The 21,754-nt window shown below is 71.1% G+C and carries 20 protein-coding genes; 5 read left to right on the forward strand and 15 right to left on the reverse strand.

Features of this window, described 5'->3' with window-relative positions; genetic code table 11:
• Positions 1 to 46: 46 nt before the first annotated feature.
• Positions 47 to 2,386 (reverse strand): ATP-binding cassette domain-containing protein, encoded by a 2,340-nt coding sequence (locus AC07FT_RS08235; RefSeq protein ID WP_479174974.1) that lies wholly within the window; start codon positions 2,384 to 2,386, stop codon positions 47 to 49.
• A gap of 134 nt (positions 2,387 to 2,520) precedes the next feature.
• Here AC07FT_RS08235 and AC07FT_RS08240 point away from each other — a divergent pair, with 134 nt between their 5' ends.
• Both AC07FT_RS08240 and AC07FT_RS08245 read left to right on the forward strand, forming a co-directional pair.
• The gene (locus AC07FT_RS08240; protein ID WP_471198767.1) at positions 2,521 to 3,252 is read left to right on the forward strand and encodes a MerR family transcriptional regulator; all 732 of its coding nucleotides are present in this window, start codon (positions 2,521 to 2,523) and stop codon (positions 3,250 to 3,252) included.
• A 57-nt stretch (positions 3,253 to 3,309) separates the two neighbouring features.
• Positions 3,310 to 3,792: a VOC family protein gene (locus tag AC07FT_RS08245; RefSeq protein WP_479174976.1), complete on the forward strand. Its 483-nt coding sequence runs from the start codon at positions 3,310 to 3,312 to the stop codon at positions 3,790 to 3,792.
• Positions 3,793 to 3,858: 66 nt separating this feature from the next.
• Here the strand turns inward: AC07FT_RS08245 and AC07FT_RS08250 are convergent, their stop codons facing one another.
• On the reverse strand, positions 3,859 to 4,809 hold the full coding sequence (locus AC07FT_RS08250; RefSeq protein ID WP_479175213.1) for a serine/threonine dehydratase: 951 nt from the start codon (positions 4,807 to 4,809) through the stop codon (positions 3,859 to 3,861).
• 110 nt (positions 4,810 to 4,919) lie between these two features.
• Between AC07FT_RS08250 and AC07FT_RS08255 the strand changes: the two genes are divergently transcribed.
• A complete protein-coding gene (locus tag AC07FT_RS08255; RefSeq protein ID WP_479174978.1) occupies positions 4,920 to 5,573 on the forward strand; it encodes a TetR/AcrR family transcriptional regulator in 654 nt (217 codons plus the stop codon).
• A gap of 13 nt (positions 5,574 to 5,586) precedes the next feature.
• On the opposite strand, the gene AC07FT_RS08260 is transcribed toward AC07FT_RS08255, so the two are convergent.
• The 10 genes from AC07FT_RS08260 to AC07FT_RS08305 form a co-directional block, all read right to left on the reverse strand.
• Positions 5,587 to 6,693, reverse strand: coding sequence for a hypothetical protein (locus AC07FT_RS08260; protein ID WP_479174980.1), 1,107 nt, complete (start codon positions 6,691 to 6,693; stop codon positions 5,587 to 5,589).
• A gap of 52 nt (positions 6,694 to 6,745) precedes the next feature.
• Positions 6,746 to 7,801 carry an NAD(P)-dependent alcohol dehydrogenase gene (locus AC07FT_RS08265; protein ID WP_479174982.1) on the reverse strand — a complete coding sequence of 352 codons (1,056 nt, stop codon included), beginning with the start codon at positions 7,799 to 7,801 and terminating at the stop codon, positions 6,746 to 6,748.
• Positions 7,798 to 8,661 (reverse strand): carbohydrate ABC transporter permease, encoded by an 864-nt coding sequence (locus AC07FT_RS08270; RefSeq protein ID WP_479174984.1) that lies wholly within the window; start codon positions 8,659 to 8,661, stop codon positions 7,798 to 7,800. Before AC07FT_RS08270 ends, AC07FT_RS08265 begins: the two co-directional genes overlap by 4 nt.
• Entirely contained in the window at positions 8,658 to 9,584 is a 927-nt protein-coding gene (locus AC07FT_RS08275; RefSeq protein ID WP_471198752.1) for a carbohydrate ABC transporter permease, read from the reverse strand. The genes AC07FT_RS08270 and AC07FT_RS08275 overlap by 4 nt, the downstream gene beginning before the upstream one ends.
• Before the next feature lie 2 nt (positions 9,585 to 9,586).
• Positions 9,587 to 11,059, reverse strand: coding sequence for an extracellular solute-binding protein (locus AC07FT_RS08280; protein ID WP_471198749.1), 1,473 nt, complete (start codon positions 11,057 to 11,059; stop codon positions 9,587 to 9,589).
• Between the two features lie 213 nt (positions 11,060 to 11,272).
• A complete protein-coding gene (gene htpG / locus AC07FT_RS08285; protein ID WP_479174987.1) occupies positions 11,273 to 13,177 on the reverse strand; it encodes a molecular chaperone HtpG in 1,905 nt (634 codons plus the stop codon).
• A 198-nt stretch (positions 13,178 to 13,375) separates the two neighbouring features.
• Positions 13,376 to 13,531 (reverse strand): hypothetical protein, encoded by a 156-nt coding sequence (locus AC07FT_RS08290; RefSeq protein ID WP_254751559.1) that lies wholly within the window; start codon positions 13,529 to 13,531, stop codon positions 13,376 to 13,378.
• Between the two features lie 130 nt (positions 13,532 to 13,661).
• Positions 13,662 to 15,473, reverse strand: a complete 1,812-nt coding sequence (locus AC07FT_RS08295; protein ID WP_479174989.1) for a coagulation factor 5/8 type domain-containing protein — start codon at positions 15,471 to 15,473, stop codon at positions 13,662 to 13,664.
• A 263-nt stretch (positions 15,474 to 15,736) separates the two neighbouring features.
• On the reverse strand, positions 15,737 to 16,183 hold the full coding sequence (locus AC07FT_RS08300) for a nitroreductase family deazaflavin-dependent oxidoreductase (protein WP_432010004.1): 447 nt from the start codon (positions 16,181 to 16,183) through the stop codon (positions 15,737 to 15,739).
• Between the two features lie 158 nt (positions 16,184 to 16,341).
• On the reverse strand, positions 16,342 to 16,953 hold the full coding sequence (locus AC07FT_RS08305; protein ID WP_471198740.1) for a TetR/AcrR family transcriptional regulator: 612 nt from the start codon (positions 16,951 to 16,953) through the stop codon (positions 16,342 to 16,344).
• A 121-nt stretch (positions 16,954 to 17,074) separates the two neighbouring features.
• Between AC07FT_RS08305 and AC07FT_RS08310 the strand changes: the two genes are divergently transcribed.
• Together AC07FT_RS08310 and AC07FT_RS08315 are read left to right on the forward strand one after the other, a co-directional pair.
• Positions 17,075 to 18,544 (forward strand): cytochrome P450, encoded by a 1,470-nt coding sequence (locus tag AC07FT_RS08310; protein WP_479174991.1) that lies wholly within the window; start codon positions 17,075 to 17,077, stop codon positions 18,542 to 18,544.
• Between the two features lie 2 nt (positions 18,545 to 18,546).
• Complete coding sequence (locus AC07FT_RS08315; RefSeq protein ID WP_471198734.1) at positions 18,547 to 19,833, forward strand: APC family permease; 1,287 nt, start codon at positions 18,547 to 18,549, stop codon at positions 19,831 to 19,833.
• Between the two features lie 23 nt (positions 19,834 to 19,856).
• On the opposite strand, the gene AC07FT_RS08320 is transcribed toward AC07FT_RS08315, so the two are convergent.
• From AC07FT_RS08320 to AC07FT_RS08330, 3 genes are all read right to left on the reverse strand, one after another.
• Positions 19,857 to 20,048, reverse strand: coding sequence for a hypothetical protein (locus AC07FT_RS08320; protein ID WP_479174994.1), 192 nt, complete (start codon positions 20,046 to 20,048; stop codon positions 19,857 to 19,859).
• A gap of 110 nt (positions 20,049 to 20,158) precedes the next feature.
• Positions 20,159 to 21,124, reverse strand: coding sequence for a DMT family transporter (locus AC07FT_RS08325; protein WP_479174996.1), 966 nt, complete (start codon positions 21,122 to 21,124; stop codon positions 20,159 to 20,161).
• 76 nt (positions 21,125 to 21,200) lie between these two features.
• A complete protein-coding gene (locus tag AC07FT_RS08330; protein WP_479174998.1) occupies positions 21,201 to 21,674 on the reverse strand; it encodes an Lrp/AsnC family transcriptional regulator in 474 nt (157 codons plus the stop codon).
• Positions 21,675 to 21,754: the final 80 nt, after the last annotated feature.

The following is a 21,754-nucleotide window of genomic DNA, read 5'->3' on the forward strand; positions in this document are numbered from 1 at the left end:
GCCCGGCGTCCGGTGGTCCCGGGGAGATCCCCGGGACCACCGGTGGCTATTCCCGCCCGGTGTACGCGCGCAGATGGCGGGCGGTGAGGGTGGTACCGGTGTCGACCAGTTCGGCCGGAGTTCCGGTGAACACCACCCGGCCGCCGTCGTGTCCGGCTCCCGGGCCGAGGTCCACGATCCAGTCGGCGTGTGCCATAACCGCCTGGTGGTGCTCGATGACGATCACCGTGTTCCCGTCGTCCACCAGCCGGTCCATCAGCTCCAGCAGCTGGTCCACATCGGCCAGGTGGAGTCCGGTGGTCGGCTCGTCCAGGATGTAGGTCGTCCCGTTCCTGGCCATGTGGATGGCCAGCTTGAGCCGTTGGCGCTCGCCACCGGACAGGGTGGACAGCGGCTGGCCGAGCCCGAGGTAGCCGAGCCCCACCGCGAGCAGCCGGTCCAGGATCACCCGGGCGTGGCCGGTGGTGAAGAAGTCACGGGCCTCGGTCACGGGCATCGCGAGGACCTCGCCGATGTTCTTCCCGCGCAGCCGGTACGCCAGTACCTCCGGCCGGAACCGTTCGCCCCCGCACTCCTCGCACACCGACGCCACCTCGGCCATCATGCCGAGGTCGGTGTAGATCAGCCCGATGCCCTTGCAGGCGGGGCAGGCGCCCTCGGAGTTGGCGCTGAACAGACCCGGCCGGACCCGGTTGGCCTTGGCGAACGCCGCCCGGACCGGATCCAGCAGCCCGGTGTAGGTGGCGGGGTTGCTGCGGCGCGAGCCGCGGATCGCCGACTGGTCCGCCACCACCACCCCCTCGCGCCCCGTGAGCGAGCCGTGGATGAGCGAGCTCTTGCCGGACCCGGCGACGCCGGTGACCACGGTGAGCACCCCCAGCGGGATGTCCACGCTCACATCGCGCAGGTTGTGCGTGCGCGCGCCGCGGATGGGGAGGTGTCCCACCGGCTGCCGCGCCTTCTCCCGCAGCGGGACCCGGCGGTCCAGACAGCGCCCGGTCGAGGTGTCCGAGGCGCGCAGTCCGGCCAGGTCTCCCGCGTAGGTGAGACGCCCTCCGGCGGCGCCCGCCCCGGGGCCGAGGTCCACCACATGGTCGGCGATCCGGATGGTCTCCGGTTTGTGCTCCACCACGAGCACCGTGTTGCCCTTGTCGCGCAGACGCAGCAGCAACCGGTTCATCCGCTCGATGTCATGCGGGTGCAGACCCACCGTGGGCTCGTCGAACACGTAGGTGACATCGGTGAGCGCCGAACCGAGATGACGGACCATCCGGACCCGCTGGGCCTCACCGCCGGAGAGCGTGCCGGACTCCCGGTCCAGGCTCAGATAGCCCAGACCGATCTCCACCAGGGAGTCCAGCGTCTCCTGAAGGGTCTCCAGGACCGGTCCCACGGAGCCGTCGTCGAGGGACCGGACGAACGCGGCCAGATCGCTGATCTGGAGTGACGAACAGTCGGTGATCGAGCGCCCGTCGATCAGACAGGACCGGGCCGCCTCGTTGAGCCGGGTGCCGTGGCAGTCCGGGCAGCCGGTGAGCGCGACCGCCCGGTCGGCGAACGCCCGCGCCTGGGGCTGCATCGTCTCCCGGTCCTTGGCCAGATAGAGTCTGCGCACCTTGGTGACCAGGCCCTCGTAGGTGAGCTGCTGCCCACCGGTCTTGATCTTGGTGGCGGGCTTGTGGAGGAAGTCCTGCCACTCCTCGGGGGTGTAGTCCTCGAGCTTGCGGTCGGGATCGAAGAGCCCGGAGTTCGCCATCACCTGCCAGTGCCAGCTGTCCACCGCGAAGCCGGGGACGGTGATCGCGCCCTCCTTCAACGACAGCTCGCGGTCGACCAGTTGATCGACGTCGATCTCGGACACCCGGCCCAGGCCCTCGCACGAGGGACACATCCCCTCGGCCGTGTTGAAGCTGAACGCCATCGGCGCTCCGGCCGCGGGGGAGCCGAGCCGGCTGTACAGGATCCGCAGCAGAGTGTGGGCATCGGTGGCGGTGCCCACCGTGGAACGGGAGTTGGCGCCCATCCGCTCCTGGTCCACGATGATCGCCGCACTCAGGTTGCGCAGCGCGTCCACATCGGGCCGGGACTGGGACGGCATGAAGTTCTGGACGAACGCCGCGTAGGTCTCATTGATCAGCCGCCGTGACTCGGCGGCGATGGTGTCGAACACCAGCGAGGACTTGCCGGATCCGGAGACCCCGGTGAACACGGTGAGCCGTCGCTTGGGCAGGTCGAGGGAGACACCGGTGAGGTTGTTCTCCCGGGCGCCGCGCACCTGGATCACATCGTGGGTGTCCGCGGCGGTGCGGTCCGGGGCAGGGGCCACCGGAGCCGAAATCGGCTGAGGGCAGGGGGACAGAGCGGAGTGGTCGTGGCTGAGCTCCATGGCTTCAAGTGTTTCATTGAAGGGCTCGTGGAAGGTTGGGCCGCGGACTGCCGCCACGGACCGGGGAAGTGGGGCGATAACCTTCAACTCACCGTGAAGCCCGTACAGAAGAGCCCCGCCGGGAGACCGTGTCCATGAGCGTCCAGCACACCGCCCTGCGCCCGATCGACCTGGCGCGTCTGGTGGGTGTCTCCACCCAGCAGATCCGCAACTACGTCGACGCGGGGATCCTGCCCCCGACCGAGCGCACCGACTCCGGCTACCGCAGGTTCGACACCCGGCACCGCAGGGCGCTGCTCACGCACCGGGCCCTGATGAAGGGGTACGGGGCGGACACCGCCCGGGCCGTGATGCGCGCCGTCCACGAGGACGACCTGACGCGGGCCCTCACCCTCGTCGACGCCGCCCACGCCGCTCTCCACGAACAGCGGCTCTCCCTCCAGGCCGCGGGCGAGGCGCTGGAGACGATCGCCGAGCAGTCCCCGGACACCACCTCGGTCCCCCGCTCGGGGCTGCGGATCGGGGAGGTCGCCGCCCGGCTCGGGGTCCGCACCTCCGCCCTGCGGGTCTGGGAGTCCTTCGGACTGCTCACCCCGCGACGGGAGCCCATCACCGAGTACCGCCGCTACTCCCCGGTCGACGTACGGGACGCGCGGATGGTCAGCCTGCTGCGCCAGGGCCGCTATCCGCTGCCCCAGATCCGGCCCGTCCTGGACGGACTGCGCCGGACGGGCAGCAGCGAGGCCCTGCGAGCCGCCATCGCCCGGCGCCAGGAGGAGCTGACGCTGCGGGCCACGGCCATGCTCGGGGGCTCCGGGCGGCTGCACGACTACATCACGGCGCATGAGGCGCCCGAGGACCGATGAGTTTGTCCGGCGGCGGCGGTCGGTACAGGTAAACACTCCAATGCGCAGGAGGCACCGATGGCCACTGACGGATTCACCACATGCCTGTGGTTCGACGGCCGGGCCGAGGAGGCGGCCCGGTACTACGTCTCGGTCTTCAAGAACTCCCGGATCGGCCGGATCAGCCACTACACCGAGGCCGGGCCCGGCCCCGCCGGTTCGGTGCTGACCGTCGAATTCGAGGCCAACGGTCAGAAGTTCGTCGCGCTCAACGGCGGCCCCGACTTCACCTTCAACGAGGCCGTGTCGTTCCAGATCCACTGCGCCGACCAGGACGAGGTGGACCACTACTCGGCCAGGCTCACCGAGGGCGGAGGCGAGGAGGTCGCCTGCGGCTGGGTCAGGGACAGGTTCGGAGTGTCATGGCAGGTCGTGCCCGCCGTCCTGCTCGACCTGGTCACCGACGAGGATCCGCAGAAGGCCAGGCGCGCCACCGAGGCCATGCTCTCGATGAAGAAGCTGGACATCGCCGCGCTGAAGAAGGCCCACGCGGGCGGATGACCGCACCGCCCGCCCCGTTCGGCCCCGGGCAGGTCCGGCAGCGGACCGGCCCGGAGCCGGGTGCCGTCAGCGGGCGGCGCCGCGCACCAGATCGCCCGGATCGGTGTTGGCACCGCACAGCACCACCGCGATCCGCTCCCCGGGGCGGGGGACATACACACCGGAGGTGACGGCCGCCAGCGCGGTGGCCGCTGCGTGCTCCACCGCGAGCCTGCGGTCGTCCCACAGCGCCTGCCGTGCCGCGACGATCGCCGCATCGGACACCAGCACGGACCGGACCCCGTCCGCGCGGGCCCACTCCAGCGCCGTCGCGGAAGCCCGCCGTGCCCCGAGGGAGTCCGCCGCGACCGAGTCGACCGGTACGTCGACCACCTCATCCGCCTCCAGCGCCGCGTTGAGCGCACGGCAGCGCTCCGGCTCCACGGCGACGACCCGGACACCGTGCTCCAGCGCCGACACCGCGACCCCGGTGAAGAGGCCACCGCCACCGACCGACACCACGACCGTGTCCAGATCCGGCAGCAGCTCGTGAATCTCCTCCATCAGCGTGCCCGCCCCGGCGGCGATCAGCGGATGGTCATAGGCGTGGGACGCGAGCGCCCCGGTCCTGGCCGCGTAGGTCCGGGAGGCGTCCAGCGCGTCCGCGTACTCGGTGCCCACCTGGTGGACCTCCGCGCCCAGTCCGCGCAGCCTGGCCACCTTCACCGCGGGCGCGGTCTCGGGCACGAACACCGCGGCGGGCACCGCATGGCGGGCGGCGGCCCAGGCGCATGCGAGTCCGGCGTTCCCCCCGGAGGCGATCACCACGCCCGCCTCCGGGAGGGTGCCCGCCTCGGCGTGGCCACGGAGGAAGGTGAACGCGCCGCGCGCCTTGAAGGAGCCGGTGTGCTGGAGGAATTCCAGCGCCAGCCAGCCTCGCGCCGTGCCGAGGGCACCCTCCTCCAGCGGGGCGAGGGCGACGGGCCGGACGTGCCCCGCCACCCGCCGCGCCGCCGCCCGTACGTCCCGAAAGCTCACGGTCACCGGGGCACCTCCTGGCCACTGGAAACTCGGACACCTGTAACTGCTGAAACACTGTATCGAACAATGTATGTTCCGCCGTTCCGCAACTTCGCTACGCTTGCCCCGTGAGGAGCGCACGCAGCAGACCCCGGGAAGCCGAGCGGCCGACCCTGGACACCATCGCGGACACCGCCCTGGTGGTGATCGACGAGGACGGGCCCGAGGCCCTGAGCTTCCGCGCCGTGGCGCAGCGCCTCGGCGTCTCCCACGCCACCGTCTTCCGGCGCTGCGGCGATCTGGACGGACTGCTGGCCGCCTGCGCCGACCGGCTCGCGGAGAAGCTGCCCGAGGTGGCCGCGGACACCGACTGGGCCACCGCCACCGAGACCCGGTTCCGGGCACTCCACGCGCTGCTCTCCGCGCATCCGGGGCTCGCGGCGCTGCGCGCGGGCCACGCCTGGTTCGGCCCGCGGCTGCTCGGCCGTCTCGTCGAACCACAGCTCGCCCACAGCCTCGCCGCCGGGATGGCGCCGAAGGCCGCGATCGAGACCTACCGGCGGATGTACCTGTTCACCCTCGGCGCCGTCGCCTTCGTGGACCACGGTGACGACAGGAGGGCGGCGGCCACCGCCCGCACCGCGTTCGCCGCGCTGGACCCCGAGGACTTCCCCGTACTCACCGGCCATCTGGAGGTGATCCTCCCGGCGCTGACCGACCCCGGGGTCTACCGGGACGGACTGCGTCAGCTGATCGACGCCGCGGTGGCCGACCACCTGTGAGCGCCGGACACGCCTAGCGGACCCGGACGTCCGTACAGCCGTGCCGCTTCGCGGACCGCTCGGCGAACGCCGTGAGCGCCGCGCGGGTGTAGCGGTGCGGTTCGCTCCTGTGGCGGGTGTTCATCCTGCTGATGGCGTAGACCGCGGTGGCCGGGGCACCGGGGCAGCGGGCCGTGGCCCGGTCGGCGAAGCTCGTCAGCAGGGGGTCGTCGGAGTCGCGGCGCTCCTTCGACGAGGTCAGCCCGCGCTGGTCGTCGGCGAAGGTGCCGTAGAACGCGGACAGCCGGTAGACCGGCTCGCCCGTCTTCTTCCCCGACGCCTTCGCCAGCAGGAAGCAGTCCTCGATCGGGGCGCGGTCCGCCGCGGTGCCCAGACTCCGAGGGAGGGACGAGGTGCCGGGGATCCCCGCACAGGTGCCCTTCGCCTCCGCCGGCGGCGCGGTCTGTTCCGGCCGCGCCGCTTCCGGTGAGACCAGCGGAGCCATGGCCGTCACCGCACCGCCCGGACGGGCGTCGCAGCCCCAGGAGTGGGCCGCCCGCTCGGCGATACCGGTGGTGAGCCGGGCGAGATGGGTACGGTGGGCGGCCGTCTCGTAGGAGCGGTCGGTCCAGCTGACCACCGATGTGGTGAGGCTGTCCCCCTCGCGCGGCCCCGAGGTGTTGCGGCAGTCCATCACGACGGTGGCGTTGCCCTCGTCCCGGTCGCCGTCCCGCCAGTGGTTCATCATCCCCGACCAGCCGTGGCCGATCGGGGTGGACATCAGCGCGAGGTAGTTGTTCTGGTCCCGTTTGGCCTCGGTGTGCGGGGCCCACGCCCGGGAGCGCCACTCCATCCGCACGACGGCGCGCTTGCGGTAGCCGTCGTCCACGTCCAGCCAGCAGATCACCGGGGCGCCCGAGGTGTTGTGCTCACCGTGGCGGCCGTACCGGGTCGCGGTCTTCAACCGGTCCGCTCCCAGTAGGTCCTTCGCCTCGCCGGGGTCCACCGCCCCGCCGCAGGCCGCGTCCAGGGCGCGGTCGTCCTGCCAGCGGCCGAAGGTGCCGCTCAGGAACAGCCACCCCGCCGCCACTGCCAGAACCAGTGCCACCACACCCGCTATCCGGGTCACCTTGCGCCGCATCTGCGGGAGATTAGCAGCTCAGGGCCCGGACAGCGGGGGGTGGTGGATGGATTCAGAGGGTGTGCGGACGCACCACCGCCTTGAGCGCCGTCGGATCCTGGGCGCCCACGGTCAGGGCCCGTTCCGCCTCCGCGAGGCCGTAGTGATGGGTGGCGAGCGGATCGAGCCGCACCTCACCGGAGGCCGCCAGCGCGATCGCGGCCGGCCATGTGTTGGCGTACCGGAAGGTGCCGGTGACCTCGATCTCGAAGTTCTGCACATGCGCCAGCGGCAGGGGTACGGAGTCCCCGCCCATCCCGACCAGCACCGCCCGTCCGGACCGGCCCAGGGTGCGGATGGCCTCGTCGGCCACCGCCGGGACCCCGGAGCACTCCACCAGCACATCAGGGGTGAAGCCGGTGTCGGCGAGTGGGGTGGTGCGTACGTCGACGGTGGCGGTGGCGCCCAACTCCCGTGCGGCGGCGAGCCGATGGGGCTCCACATCGGTGACCACGACCTCGGTGGCACCGAACGCCCGCGCCGTCTGGGCGGCGATCAGACCGATCGGCCCGGCGCCGGTGACCAGCACCCGGGAGCCGACGGTGACCCGGCCCTTGCGGCAGGCCCACACCCCGACGGACAGCGGTTCCAGCAGCGCCGCCGCGTCCGCGCCGAGCGCCTCGGGCACCGGATGGGCGAAGTCCTCGTCGACGGCCACGTATTCGCACAGCGCGCCGTCCACCGGCGGGGTGGCGTAGAAGGACACCTCGGGACAGAGGTTGTAGCGGCCGTGGCGGCACTGGGCGCACCGGCCGCACGGGACCCCCGGTTCCAGGGAGACCAGTTGGCCCGGTGCCAGCCGCCGGGCCCCGGGGCCGAGGGCGACCACGGTGCCGCTGGGCTCATGGCCCAGCACCATGGGGGCGCGGACGACGAAGTCGCCGATCCTGCCGTGTTCGTAGTAGTGCACATCCGAACCGCAGATGCCGACCGCTTCGACGCGGACCAGGACCTGACCGGGGCCGGGCCGGGGCACCGGGCGCCGCTGGATCTCCAGCCGCCTCGGCGCGCACAGCACCGCGGCGCGCATGGTGTCGGGGATGTCGGGGGGCAGGGCGTCGGCGGTCATTCTCCGGTCACGGCTCCCATGGTCAGGCCGGTGACGAGCCACCGGCGTACGGCAAGGCCGACGAGCATCATCGGGACCACCACGACGGTGCCGATGGCGGTCAGCTGGCCCCAGTCGATACCGGTCTGGGTGACCAGCTGACTGGCGGCGATGGGCAGGGTCTGGGTGCGCGGTCCGCTGAGGACCAGGGCGAAGGCGTAGTCGTTCCAGGAGAAGACCAGGCACAGGACGAAGGTGGTGACCAGCCCCGGGCGGGTCAGCGGAAGGATCACATGGCGGAACGCCTGCCAGGGGGTGCATCCGGCCACCTGGGCCGACTCCTCAAGCGCCGGGGGGAGTTGTGCGAAGAAGGCGTTCAGCAGCCAGATGGCGAACGGCAGGTTGAAGCTGAGGTAGGCCAGGACCAGCCCCGGCAGGGTGTCGATCAGCCCCAGTGTCCGGAAGATCAGGAAGATCGGCAGGACCACGGCGGCGATCGGTGCCATCCGGGTGGAGATGATCCAGAACGACAGGTGGTGCTTGCCCCGCGCCGTGGTCCGCGCCAGTCCGTATCCGGCCAGCGCGCCCAGGGCGGTGGCCAGCAGCGCCGAACAGCCCGCCGCCACCACGCTGTTGCGCAGATACGGCCCCAGGTTGTTGCCGCCGCTGAACAGGTTCCGGTAGTTGTCCAGGGTGGGGCCGAACCACACATCGGGGGTGGCGGCGGTGACCTCGCCGGTCGGCTTGAAGGACGACAGCAGCATCCAGCCCAGCGGGACCAGCGTCCATATCAGCGCGGTCACGACGAGGAAGCGGACCAGGATGCGCGCACCGCGGCCGCCGCGCTCCAGCGGCCCGGCACCGGTGGTGGAGGCGGTCATCGGGCCAGCCCCTTCCGGTCGAGGAGACGGACGAAATAGCGGGCCACGACGGTGGTGACGGCGAGCATCAGCAGTCCGGTCACCGCGGCGTAGCCGAAGTCGAAGAAGCGGAAGGCGGTTTCATAGAGCCGGACGGACGCCGTCTTGGTGGCGTCGGCGGGTCCGCCGCCGGTGGTGTTCCAGATGATGTCGAAGTAGCGCAGCGCGTCCATCGACCGGATCAGCAGTGCCACCAGCAGGACGGGTGCGATGGCGGGCAGCACGATATGGCGCAGGGTGCGCGGCATTCCGGCGCCGTCGAGCGACGCGGCCTCCAGCACGCTGGAGGGCACGGAGGTCAGTCCGGCCAGTGCGATCAGGGTGACCAGCGGTGTCCACTCCCAGATGTCCATCAGGGTCACCGAGAGGAACGCGGTCGTCTTGTCGCCCATCAGATCGCCGTGGTAGCCGGCCTGGCCCAGCAGCCAGGAGTAGAGCCCGAAGGTGGAGTCGGTGAGGAAGCGGCCCAGCAGTCCCACGATCACGGGTGCCACGAACATCGGGAGCAGCAGCAGGCTCAGCGCCGCGTTGCGGCCGTGCCGCAGCCGCCACAGACAGATGGCCAGCAGGGTGCCGAGCACCATCTCGCCGCCCACCGTGAGCAGGAAGTACCCGGCGGTCCTGGCCCAGGCCCACGCCATGTCGGGGTCGGTGAACAGCCGTGTCCAGTTGTCGGCTCCGGCGCCCTCCAGGCTGAGCCCGCCGAGCAGGTGCACCCGGGAGAAGCTCATGATGACCACCGCCGCGAACGGCAGCAGGGAGACACCGGCGAGCACCAGCAGTCCGGGGGCCATCATGCGTCCGGCGAAGCCGGGGAGGGGAATCCGGGAACGGCGTCCGGAGGAGCGTCCGTCCCGGCGGAGGCCGGTCGTCAGGGGACCCATGGTCAGTTCACCCACCCTCGGGCGACGATGCGGTCGATACGGCTGGTGGCGGCCCGCATGGCCGACTCCGGCGAGGCGTCGCCCGCGAGCATGCCGGACAGCTGGGTGTAGACGGCGGTGTCGCACTCCGCCCACATGGGGATCTTCGGGCGCAGCCCGATGGTGTCGGACCGCCAGGTCTTCTTGACCGCGGTCGCCGAGAGCATGTTGGCCATCTTCGAGGGGCGGTGCTGGGCCTCGGTGACGCGTGGCAGTCCGTAGACGGAGGTACGGGTCGGGGTGCCGCCGCCGACTTCGCTGGCCAGGTTGGCCAGTTGGGTCCTGGGCGCGGTGGCCCAGTTGACGAAGAGCCAGGCGGCCTGGCGCCGTCGCTCGGGGATCACATCGGACACCGCGATACCGGTTCCGCCGTACATCCCGGCCGAGCGCGCCGGGCCCTTGGGCAGCCGGGCGTAGCCGACCTTGCCCGGCATGGCCGCCTCGTTGGACGCCGCGTACTCATGCCAGTTGGGACACATGGCGATGCGTCCGGCGCGGAAGGCCGCGCCGAGCCCGTCCCAGTCCCAGGTGCGGGAGCCGGGGTCGGCGATCCTCAGCAGCCGCTGGTAGAACGCGGCACCCTCGATCGCGGCGTCCGAGTCCAGCCGGCAGGCCCCGGGGTCGAGGGTGCCGACGCGGCCGGCCCGGCGGCCGCCGTCGAAGTAGTCGCCGCCGTAGGACCAGAGCAGGTTGGAGAAGTCACACATCAGCGCGTCATGCTGTTTGGCCTGGTGGCCGGTGCCGTAGCGCACCGCGTCGGTCTTGTCGTTGAACCACGTGGCGATGGCGTAGTACTGCTCCCAGGTCGTGTCGTCGGAGGGCATCGGATCGAAGCCGAGGTCGTCCGCCATCCGGTCGCGGTACCGCTCGAAGAGGTCGGCGCGGTACTGCCAGACCATGGTCGGGCAGTCGTAGGGCAGCGCCAGCACCTTGCCGTCACCGCCGAAGCGGCCCGCGGCGTCCAGATGGGTGGGGATGAAGTCGCCGAAGCCGCCGGGCAGCCGGGGCAGCCCGGGATCCTCGGCGAACTCCCTGAGGTCGGCGAAGGCCGGTGCGTAGGGGGCCAGCACCTGGTACGGGTCCGCGTACACCACGTCGTACTCACCGTTGCCCGAGGCGAGGTCGAGGGCGACCTTCTGCGCGAGCGCGGACAGCTCGAGCGTGACGATGTTGACGCGGATACCGGTGAGCTCGGTGAACGGTGTGAGGTCGGCGGCGATCGCGGCGGTGGGGGCGGTGTTCTCGGAGATGAAGTTCACCGTGGTCCCCGCGTACCGGCGCCAGGGCCCGGCGTCGGCGTGGAAGGCGGCGTCGGGCCGGCCGCCGCAGGCGGCCAGCAGCCCCATGGCCCCCGCCCCGGCGGCGCCGCGCAGCACGGAGCGGCGGCTGAGCGGTGGTGCGGGCCGCGGTGCGGAGGAGGGTGGGGGAGAACCCATGTCGTACGTCCCTTGGAGTGTGCGAGCCCCGGGAGGGGGCCGGCGCGAACTCTGACGGACGACATTGTTAGCAGAAGATCGAGCAAGAGTTAACACATTGTGCGAGATATTTTGCTCGTGACTCCTCGGCGTGACGCCGCTGAGGGGCGGGCCATGGCGGCCCGCCCCTCAGCTTTCTGTCCGGAATATTCGGTTTTGTCTGGACTGGCTGGGCTAGAGGGACTTCTCCAGCCGTCCGGCCACCAGCTTGATGAAGCGCGCCGGGTCGGTCAGCTCGCCGCCCTCGGCCAGCAGCGCCATCCCGTGCAGCAGCTCCGCCGTCTCGGCCAGCCCGGCGTCGTCCCCGCGTTCACCATGGGCCGCGCGCAACGCGCTCACCAGCGGATGCGTGGGGTTCAGCTCCAGGATCCGCTTGACCTCGGGCAGCTCCTGGCCCATCGCCTTGTAGATGTTCTGGAGCTGCGGCGAGAGGTCATGGGTGTCGCCCACGACGCACGCGGGCGAGGTGGTCAGCCGCGAGGAGAGCCGCACCTCCTTGACGCTGTCGCTCAGCGTCGTGGTCATCCAGGAGAGCAGATCGGCGTAGTCCTGCTTCTGCCGCTCCCGCTCGGCCTCCGTCTCCTCGTCCTTCTCGCCGTCGCCGTCCAGGTCGACCTGGCCCTTGGCGATGGAACGCAGCGGCTTGCCGTCGAACTCGGGGACCGCGTCCACCCACAGCTCGTCGATGGGGTCGGTGAGGACCAGGACCTCGAACCCCTTGTCCCGGAAAGCCTCCATATGGGGCGAGCTCTCCATGATCGAGCGCGATTCGCCCGTCATGAAGTAGATGTGCTCCTGGCCTTCCTTCATCCGCTCCACGTACTGCCGCAGGGTGGTCGGCTCCTCCGCGTCCCGGGTGGTGGCGAACGAGCAGAGCCCGAGGATCGTCTCGCGGTTCTCGAAGTCGCCGAGCAGACCCTCCTTGAGGACCGGACCGAACTCCTTCCAGAAGGTCGTGTACCGCTCCGGGGCGCCGGACACCATGTCCTTCACCGTGGAGAGCACCTTCTTGACCAGCCGCCGGCGCATCAGCTGGATCTGGCGGTCCTGCTGGAGGGCCTCGCGCGAGACGTTCAGCGACAGGTCCGCCGCGTCCACCACGCCCTTGACGAAGCGCAGGTACTCCGGCATCAGCGCTTCGCAGTCGTCCATGATGAAGACGCGCTTCACATAGAGCTGAACGCCCCGCTTGCGGTCCCGCATGTACAGGTCCTGCGGCGCGTGGGAGGGGATGAACAGCAGCGACTGGTATTCGAACGTGCCCTCCGCCTGCATGCGGATGGTCTCGAGCGGATCGTTCCAGTCGTGGCTGATGTGCTTGTAGAACTCGTGGTACTCGTCATCGGTCACCTCGTCCTTCGAACGCGCCCAGAGCGCCTTCATCGAGTTGACCGTCTCGACCTCCGGGGCCGCTTCCGCGGCGGAGCCGTCGGCGGACTCCTCATCGCCCTCGGCACCCTCCGCCGCGGCCTTCGGCGGCGCCTCGACCGCCATCCGGATCGGCCAGGTGATGAAGTCCGAGTACCGCTTGACGATCTCCCTGATCTTCCACGGGGAGGTGTAGTCGTAGAGCGCGTCCTCGGTGTCCTCCGGCTTCAGCCGGAGCGTGACCGAGGTGCCCTGCGGGGCGTCGTCGGCCGGCGCGATGGTGTACGTGCCCTCGCCGCCGGACTCCCAGCGGGTGCCCTGGCTCTCCCCGGCGCGCCGGGTCAGCAGGGTGACCCCCTCGGCCACCATGAAACTGGAGTAGAAGCCGACACCGAACTGGCCGATGAGGTCCTGCGAGGCGGCCGCGTCCTTCGACTCCTTCAATTCCTGGAGGAATTTCGCGGTGCCGGAGTTCGCGATGGTGCCGATCAGCTGCACGACCTCGTCGTGCGACATGCCGATGCCGTTGTCGCGCACGGTCAGGGTGCGCTGTTCCTTGTCGACCTCGATCGCGATGTGGAGATCAGAGGTGTCGGCCTCCAGGTTTCCGTCGCGGAGCGATTCCAGGCGCAGCTTGTCCAACGCGTCGGAGGCGTTGGAGACGAGCTCACGCAGAAAGACGTCCTTGTTCGAGTAAATCGAATGGATCATCAACTGGAGCAGCTGGCGCGCCTCGACCTGAAACTCGAAAGTTTCGATCCCTGTAGTCACTGATTCCCCTCGTGAGATAAGCGTCGACGACATCAAGTGCGGTGTGCCGTCCCGATCTTATCCAAGAGGGGGGCCGGGAATGCCCGGATCGCGTGGGGGCGGTGGTGCCACCACCCCGCACACGTCCGGGGCCCGATGTCAGTCGCCGGGGCGGAACCGGTTCCAGTCCAGGACCTCCGCGACCTCCCGCTGGATCTCTTCCGCGGCTTCGCGGGTCTCGGTGGGCACATCCCCGTGCTCGGCGACCATGCTGTCGTAAATGGGCACGAGGCCGGATGTGTTCGCGGTTGTCATGGTTGGTACGTCTTTCTTGATCAGGATCTGAGTCTGCTCGGCTTCCGCTACCCGTCGCACGCCAGCACATGCGTACTGGCCACTGTGGCGGGTCTCACGGTCCTGGTCCCGGCCCTGCCCGGCTCGGTCGTCAGGGATAGGACACCACGGTCGACGGCACCGTGGTCGACCCCGAGGTGGCGGCTCCGGTGTCGTTGATCACGTGCTCGTACTGGCCCTTGCCGCCGAGCGAGACCACCAGCAGGTTGTGGAAGGCGACCCCGGCCCGTCGCGGGGCGGCGAAGCCGTGGTCCTGGCGGATGGACGGGTCCACGTTGTAGTAGCAGTAGCTGCCCAGACCCCAGCCCTCGTGCGCGGTGACCGAGTCGGCCACCCGGTAGGCGGCGTACCCCTTGGTGCCGCCGTTCTGGACGGCGGCCTGGTCCGGGGCGTCGTACGCCTTCTCGTTCTGGAAGAAGACGGTGCGGCCGCGCTCTCCGGACCACTGGACGTCGTACTTGTTGAAGTGCTCGACGAACAGCCCGGTGGCCAGGACGTCGTCGCCGTCGACCCGTACGCCGTAGTCGGCGCGGTTGGTCTCCCAGCCCACCCCGGAGCCGTGGTCCGCGCGCCATACCCAGGTGTGGTCCACGATGGTGTGTCGGCTGTTGATCACCATGCTGGTGGTGGCCCGGCCCGGACCCGCGCCGCCGATCCGGATGAACACGTCCTGGACGGTGACGGGATCGGCGGAGTGGTCCGCGGAGGCGCCCGGAGGGCCGACCTCCAGCAGGGTGGGGGAGTTGACCGGTCCCGCGTCGATGAGGAATCCGGCGAGGCGCACCCCGTCGACGTCCGCCACCTTCAGGGCGGTCACTCCGTTGTCCGGCACCAGGGTGGCATAGCCGAGGCCGAGTACGACGGTGTCCGCCCGGTGCACCTCCACCGGCCGGTCCAGGTGGTAGATCCCCGGGGTGAGCAGCAGATGCAGCCCCTGGGCCAGTGCGGCGTTGAGGATCTCCGCGGTGACACCCGGTCTGGCCACGTAGAAGCGGGTGAGCGGCAGTGAGGTGCCCCGGGGTGTGCCGCCGCCCCAGGTGGTGCCGCGCGCGTCCACCCGCTTCTCCGGCAGGAACACCCGGTAGCCGGCGCCGTCGAGGTACAGGAAGGGCTTCTCCCGGGAGACCGGAGTGGTGTGCAGCGTGGTGTACGGGGGGTCGGGGAAGGACTGCGCGGGCGCACCCTCGACCCCGGAGAACACCATGTTCCACACCGCGTTCCGCCAGCCGCCCACCACGCTGTCGCGGGTGTACCACTGCTGCTGCGAGTAGGGGCTCACCGTGCCGTCGATCCGGCTGTCGGCGATGTAGCCGCCGCTGGCCCAGCCGTAGCCGTCGGGCGCCAGGTTGAGCCCGCCGCGGATGTGCATCCGGCGGAACGGCGCCGCCTGCGCCACCGCCCAGCGGTTGGTGCCGTTCACGGGTACCAGCGCGAGGTTCTCCGCGGAGCGCCAGAAGTTCTGCGTGGCGTTGCCGCCGAACCAGCCCGCGTCCACGGTGACATCGCCGTTGATGGTGGTGTCGTCGGGAGAGAGACCGAGGCCCGCGATGGAGGTGTAGAAGCCGAGCTGGGCGTTGAGCCCGTGGTACGTGCCGGGCTTGAACAGCAGGGCGTAGCGGCCGGTGCCGAATTGGGCCGACTCCTGCTCCTTGAAGACCCGGTCCAGGGTGGCCTGGATGCCGGGGGTGGCGGGGTCGAAGACCAGTACCCGTGGGCCGAGGTCGCCACCGCCGGGCAGCGGGGCGCGCCCACGGCCGCGCCGGGCGGGGGCGGCCGCCGCGGCGGTGGACGGGGTGAGCAGACCTGGGGCGGCGGCCGCGGCACCGGCCATCGTGGTGAGCACCGTGCGGCGGGGGAGTGCGGATCCACCGCTGGCCGTGCGGTCGGTGGGGGGTGTGGGCATGCGGCTCTCCTTGTTCAGAAAATGAACGAAACGGAGCTGAGGGAGCGCTCTCTTGCCGCTGAATGCTTCAGTGATGTGCATCACTCGTCAAGGGGTTGAGTCAGAAACTTCCCTTCATCACCTGGCAGTTGGGACCTGGTAGTGGGAACCGTGACCCTGGCGATCCGCATTCAGAAGATGATGGAAGAGATCACGGACGGCGAACGGCCGGTGCCCCTGTGGGCACCGGCCGTTCGCCGTCCGTACGCGGAAGCGAGCGCGGCTCAGTGCGGTGTGGCCGCGGGCTCCAGGACGAACACCGGGATCTGCCGGTCCGTCTTCCGCTGGTAGTCGGCGTAGTCGGGGTACGCCTGCACTGCGCGCTCCCACCACCGCGCCTTCTCGTCCCCCGTGACCTCGCGCGCCGTCATGTCCTGGCGTACCGGCCCGTCCCGCAGCTCCACCCGGGGATCCGCCACCACGTTGTGGTACCAGACCGGGTGTTCGGGGGCGCCGCCCAGTGAGGCGACGATGGCGTAGTGGCCGTCGTGCTCCACCCGCATCAGCGGTGTCTTGCGGATCTTGCCGCTCTTCGCGCCCCGCGTCGTCAGCAGCACGACGGGCATGCCCCGCAATGTGGTGCCGTCGGAGCCCCCGGAGCTCTCGATCAGCTCGACCTGGTCACGCACCCACTTCTCCGGGCTCGGCTGGTACTCGCCCTCCAGTGGCATATCCGCCTCCTCGTCGGTCGGTCGCCGCTCGTCGACGACACATCCGGTGCGCAGCACCGCTGGTGACACTGCCGTAACACCGAACGGCCGCCGGATCATTCCGGAGCGTGGTGACCGGCCGCGCGCTCACCCGGGCGGCTCACCGGCGCCCGGGCGGCTCACGGTGCGGGGGCCAGCGCCCCCATCAGCGCCCGTGCGCACAGCTCGCGCACCTGTTCCCGGGACGGGCCGGGTTCGTCCAGCCACTCCATACAGACGGCCACCATGAACGCCAGCCAGCCGCGTACCACCAGCCGCAGCGCGCCCGGGTCCTGGGGCGGAGCCGCCGAGGGGTCGGCGGCGAGCGCGTCGAGGATCTGCTCCTCCACCCCCGCCAGATACTCCTTGTGCACCGCGCGCACCGTCGGATCGCCCGCCGCCTCCGCGCGGTGGAAGGCGCGGAAGCCCGAGGCGTGCTCCTCGACATGGGTGAGGAAGGCGTCCAGACCGACGTCGATCTGCTCGCGGAACGGCAGTCCGGGGACCGCCTCGGTCAGCGTCAGCATCCGTCCGCTCTCCCGGCGGACCACCGCCGCGAAGAACTCCCGCTTGGTCGGGAAGTAGTGGTACAGCAGCCCCCGGGAGACTCCCGCGATCTCGGCCACCCGCTCGACCCACACATCGTCGTAGGGGTGCTGCGCGAACAGCCGCGCCCCCACCGACAGCAGCTGCTCCTTGCGCTCCTCGGTGCTCATACGGCGACGCACGCGCCCGCAGGGGTTGGCGACCATGGTCAGCACCCTACTTGACGCCGATTCACCGCCAGGACCACACTGATCGCGCTATTGAATCCACGTATAACAAGCGGAGCGGGCTTCCCACGGACCGCCGCACACGAGGGAGATGGCACCTATGGCGCAGCTGACGGGGGCGATGGGCGGTGCCACGGCGCCCGGTGGATTCCGCGGCGCGGAACTTGGCTGGCCCGAGCTCCACCGCATCCCGCACCCGCCCCGCCGACTGCCGCTGCTCGGCGATGTGCTCGGGGTGAATCCGCGCACTCCGCTCCAGGACTCGATGCGGATCGCCCGTCGTCTCGGCCCGGTGTTCCGCCGGAAGGCGTTCGGCCGGGAGATCGTCTTCGTCTGGGGCGCCGAGCCGGCCGCCGACATGTCCGATGAGACCCGGTTCGCCAAACACGTCGGCCTCGGGGTCGCCAACCTCCGCCCCGTGGTGGGCGACGGGCTGTTCACCGCCTACAACCACGAGCCCAACTGGCAGCTGGCGCACGACATCCTGGCGCCCGGTTTCAGCCGCACCGCCATGGAGGGGTACCACCGGGCGATGCTGGACGTGGCCGCCCGGCTGACGGACAGCTGGGACCTGCGGGAGAAGGCGGGCACCGCGGTGGACGTCCCCGGCGACATGACCAAGCTGACACTGGAGACCATCGCCCGGACCGGCTTCGGCCACGACTTCGGCTCCTTCGAACGCGACCGGCCGCACCCGTTCGTCTCGGCGATGGTCGGCACTCTCTCCCACGCCCAGCGCCGCAATGTCCTGCCGCCCGGAGTGGCCCCGCTGATGCGGCGCGCCGAGCGGCGCAACACGGCCGACATGGCGTACCTCAACCGCACCGTCGACGCCATCGTCGCCGCCCGCCGGGCCGACGGGGGCCCACGCGGACAGGCGGACCTGCTGGACCGGATGCTGGAGGTCGCCCATCCGGAGACCGGTGAGCGGCTGTCCGCCGAGAACATCCGCCGCCAGGTCATCACCTTCCTGGTGGCGGGCCATGAGACCACCTCCGGCGCGCTCTCCTTCGCCCTGCACTACCTCGCCGGCCACCCCGACGTCCTGGCCCGTGCCCAGCGCGAGGTGGACGAGGTGTGGGGCGACACCGGGGAGCCCGCGTACGAGCAGGTGGCCAAGGCCCGTTATCTGCGCCGGGTCCTGGACGAATCCCTGCGGCTGTGGCCCACCGCGCCCGCCTACTCCCGGGAGGCGCTCCAGGACACGCTGCTGGGCGGGGTCCACCCGATGCGCCGCGGCGCCTGGGCGCTGGTCCTGGTGGCGATGTTGCACCGGGACCCCTCGGCGTGGGGGCCGGATCCCGAGGCGTTCGACCCGGACCGGTTCGCGCCACAAGCCGTACGGGCCCGGCCCGCCCAGGTGTTCAAACCGTTCGGCACCGGGGCCCGCGCCTGCATCGGCCGCCAGTTCGCCCTCCACGAGGCCACATTGGTGCTGGGACTGCTGCTGCGCCGCTACGACCTGCACCCCGACCCCGGCTACCGGCTCCGGGTCGCCGAACGCCTCACCCTGATGCCGCTGGGCCTTACGCTGCGACTCAGCCGCAGGAGCCGCGCCGCCCGGGAGTAGATATGAGCCAGCCGCCGACCGCCTCCGACGTCTCCGGCGCCCCCGGTCCGCCGCCCTCGGAACTGGGGCGCCGGCTGGGTGTCCTCGACGCGGTGGTGGTGGGCCTCGGCGCGATGATCGGCGCCGGGATCTTCGCCGCCCTCGCCCCGGCCGCGCGCGCCGCCGGGTCCGGACTGCTGATCGGGCTGGCGGTCGCCGCGGCGGTGGCGTACTGCAACGCCACCTCCTCCGCGCGGCTGGCCGCCCGGTACCCCGCGTCGGGTGGCACCTATGTGTACGGCCGCGAGCGGCTGGGGGAGTTCTGGGGCCATCTCGCCGGATGGGCGTTCGTGGTCGGCAAGACCGCGTCCTGCGCGGCGATGGCGCTGACCGTCGGCCACTACGTCTGGGCGGACCACGCGCGGGCGGTTGCGGTGGCGGCCGTGGTGGCGCTGACCGCCGTCGACTACCTCGGGGTGCGCAAGGCCGCCTGGCTGACGAGGGCCGTCGTGGCCGTGGTGCTCGCCGTGCTCGCCGCAGTGGTGGCCGGCGCGTTCGCCTCCGGCGCGGCCGACACCTCCCGGCTGGACCCGGGCGGCGACACCACCGTCGGCGGGGTGCTGCGCGCCGCGGGGCTGCTGTTCTTCGCCTTCGCCGGATACGCCAGGATCGCCACGCTCGGCGAGGAGGTGCGGGATCCGGCGCGCACCATCCCGCGCGCCGTACCGCTGGCGCTGGGTGTCGCCCTCGCCGTCTACGCGGCGGTCGCGGTGGCGGCCCTGAGCGTGCTGGGCGCTGACGGACTGGCCGGGGCCACGGCGCCGCTGGCCGATGTCGTCCGCGCCGCCGGGCTGCCGGGGCTGGTGCCGGTGGTCCGGGTGGGCGCCGCGGTGGGCGCGCTCGGTGCGTTGCTCGCGCTGATCCTGGGCGTCTCCCGGACCGTTCTGGCGATGGCACGCGACCGGCGACTGCCCGCACCGCTGGCCGCGGTCCATCCGCGGTTCGCGGTGCCGCACCGCGCGGTCCTGGCCGTCGGTGCCGTGGTGGCGGTCCTGGCGGCCACGGTGGATCTGCGCGGGGCGATCGGGTTCTCGTCGTTCGGCGTGCTGGTCTACTACGCCATCGCCAACGCCGCCGCCTGGACCCTCACCCCGGCCGAGGGACGTCCGGTACGAGCGGTACCGGTCCTGGGCCTGGCCGGGTGTGCGGTCCTGGCGTGCGCCCTGCCGCTGACCTCGGTGATCGCGGGGGCCGCGGTCCTGGTCCTCGGAGCCTGTCTGTACGGGCTGCGGAGGGCGCCGGCGTCGTGAGTGAGCCGCCGAGGTCGTGGGGGCTACGCCGCGAGGGGGTGTCCGGCGGCGCGACCGGTGGCGGGGGATGGGGGACCGGAATCCTTGTCGCCTTCCCGGTCCACCGCGGTCGTCGCACCGTCGGCCCGGGTTCCCCTGGCGGGGAACGTCAGGTCCGGTACGTCGACCAGAGGCGGCAGATCGGGCGTGAGCAGGGGCTGCTCATTTCTGTCCATGGGCGACGGGTACCCACGAGCGACGGGGTCATCCTGCGATACCGGTCACACTCGGACATCACGGTCAGTTCATGTCCGGAAGCTCCATGGAAACAGCGCACCCGCGGACGTCAGTCGGCCGGTGTCGGCTCCTCGCGGGGCGCGACGGCGGGCTGGGACACCGCCACCACCGTGGTCGCCGCGGGGCGCGGACGGCGCCGGGAGACGGCCACTCCGGCCAGGCACAGCGCCCCGCCCACCAGGGTGAGGACCTCCGGTACCTCGTCCAGGAACAGCCAGGACATGAGGACCACCAGCGCGGGCACCACATAGGTGGTCGCGCCCATCTTCCCCGCGGTGGTGCGGGCCAGGGCGAAGGCCCATGTGGTGAAGGCCAGGGCGGTCGGGAACAGCCCCAGATAGACCATGTTGAGGGTGGCGGCCAGCGGCGCGTCCGCGGCCTCCGACACCAGGACGCCGGTGAACGGCAGACAGGCCACCGTGCCGATCAGACAGCCGAACGTGGTCACCTGGAGCGCCCCGGCGTGGCCCAGCGCGGGCTTCTGGGAGACCACCCCGGTCGCGTAGGACACCGCGGCCAGTACGCACAGCAGCACACCGAGGACCGAGGCGCCGCCCGCGCCGGACATCGAGACCCCCACGACCACCGCGCCGCTGAAGGACACCGCCATCCCGGCCAGCAACGGCCGCGGCAGCCCCTCGCCCAGCAGTCTGCTGCTCAGCAGCGCGATGAGGATCGGTCCGATGTTCACGACCATCGCCGCGGTGCCCGCGTCGACCTGCTGCTCACCCCAGTTGAGCGCCACCATGTAGATGCCGAACCACAGGATTCCCGAGCGGATGATGCCCGGCCACGCGGCGCGGGGCGGCAGCCCCACCCGGCGTATCAGGCTGAACGCGCCCAGCGCGAGGGTGCCGGTGAGCAGCCGTCCCAGCGCCAGCGCGCCCGGGGAGTACGCGGCGCCCGCGCTGCGGATGGAGACGAAGGCCGAGGCCCACAGGAGGACGGTGACGGCTGCCGCCGCCAGCGCGGCCCCTTGCCGGTCGGAGCTGGTGTCCGTGGTGTTGATCGTCATGACGGCGAGGCTGGGCCCCGTTCCTTTCGGCTGCGGACGAAGTGCGGGAGTGCCGGATCGATCGGCAGGACAGGGCCTAGGCCGCGGGCTGTCCGGGCTGTCCGGGCGGTCCGGCGGGGCCGCGGTAGGACAGGGTCCTGCTGTAGACCAGGCTGGTGGTGGTGGAGCCGAACTGGGCCAACTCGTCCACGACCTCCTCCAGATGCCCCATGGAGGTCGCCGCCACCCGCACGGTGTAGCAGTCGTCGCCGGTGGTGCGCAGACACTCCAGGATCTCCTGGCGTTCCTCGAGCACCCGGTGCAGCGGCTGGTGCAGATTGCCGGAGTACTTCAGGCGCACCAGCGCCAGCAGCGGGAAACCGGCCTTCTCCAGGTCGAGTTCGGCCCGGTACCCGGTGATGACGCCCAGCGACTCCAGCCGTTTGACCCGGTCGGTGGTGGCGGAGGCGCTCAGGCTCACCCGGCGGCTCAGCTCGGTGATGGGCAGTCGTCCGTCCCGCTGGAGCTCGGCCAGGATCGACCAGTCGGTGGTGTCGAGACTCTCGGTCATTCGGCCACCGTACCGGCAGATCCACGGCGGGAACACCCTGATGCCGTGAAAACTCTGTTCCGCTGGAGGGTGATCACTGC

It is taken from the genome of Streptomyces sp. NPDC045899 (assembly GCF_056431485.1).

Bases quoted from the DNA above. Each gene is read 5' to 3' on its own strand.
- AC07FT_RS08235 (WP_479174974.1), bottom strand. From the start codon at position 2,386: ATGGAGCTCAGCCACGACCACTCCGCTCTGTCCCCCTGCCCTCAGCCG.
- AC07FT_RS08240 (WP_471198767.1), top strand. From the start codon at position 2,521: ATGAGCGTCCAGCACACCGCCCTGCGCCCGATCGACCTGGCGCGTCTG.
- AC07FT_RS08245 (WP_479174976.1), top strand. From the start codon at position 3,310: ATGGCCACTGACGGATTCACCACATGCCTGTGGTTCGACGGCCGGGCC.
- AC07FT_RS08260 (WP_479174980.1), bottom strand. From the start codon at position 6,693: ATGCGGCGCAAGGTGACCCGGATAGCGGGTGTGGTGGCACTGGTTCTG.
- AC07FT_RS08265 (WP_479174982.1), bottom strand. From the start codon at position 7,801: ATGACCGCCGACGCCCTGCCCCCCGACATCCCCGACACCATGCGCGCC.
- AC07FT_RS08270 (WP_479174984.1), bottom strand. From the start codon at position 8,661: ATGACCGCCTCCACCACCGGTGCCGGGCCGCTGGAGCGCGGCGGCCGC.
- AC07FT_RS08275 (WP_471198752.1), bottom strand. From the start codon at position 9,584: ATGGGTCCCCTGACGACCGGCCTCCGCCGGGACGGACGCTCCTCCGGA.
- AC07FT_RS08280 (WP_471198749.1), bottom strand. From the start codon at position 11,059: ATGGGTTCTCCCCCACCCTCCTCCGCACCGCGGCCCGCACCACCGCTC.
- htpG (WP_479174987.1), bottom strand. From the start codon at position 13,177: ATGATCCATTCGATTTACTCGAACAAGGACGTCTTTCTGCGTGAGCTC.
- AC07FT_RS08290 (WP_254751559.1), bottom strand. From the start codon at position 13,531: ATGACAACCGCGAACACATCCGGCCTCGTGCCCATTTACGACAGCATG.
- AC07FT_RS08295 (WP_479174989.1), bottom strand. From the start codon at position 15,473: ATGCCCACACCCCCCACCGACCGCACGGCCAGCGGTGGATCCGCACTC.
- AC07FT_RS08300 (WP_432010004.1), bottom strand. From the start codon at position 16,183: ATGCCACTGGAGGGCGAGTACCAGCCGAGCCCGGAGAAGTGGGTGCGT.
- AC07FT_RS08305 (WP_471198740.1), bottom strand. From the start codon at position 16,953: ATGGTCGCCAACCCCTGCGGGCGCGTGCGTCGCCGTATGAGCACCGAG.
- AC07FT_RS08310 (WP_479174991.1), top strand. From the start codon at position 17,075: ATGGCGCAGCTGACGGGGGCGATGGGCGGTGCCACGGCGCCCGGTGGA.
- AC07FT_RS08315 (WP_471198734.1), top strand. From the start codon at position 18,547: ATGAGCCAGCCGCCGACCGCCTCCGACGTCTCCGGCGCCCCCGGTCCG.
- AC07FT_RS08320 (WP_479174994.1), bottom strand. From the start codon at position 20,048: ATGGACAGAAATGAGCAGCCCCTGCTCACGCCCGATCTGCCGCCTCTG.
- AC07FT_RS08325 (WP_479174996.1), bottom strand. From the start codon at position 21,124: ATGACGATCAACACCACGGACACCAGCTCCGACCGGCAAGGGGCCGCG.
- AC07FT_RS08330 (WP_479174998.1), bottom strand. From the start codon at position 21,674: ATGACCGAGAGTCTCGACACCACCGACTGGTCGATCCTGGCCGAGCTC.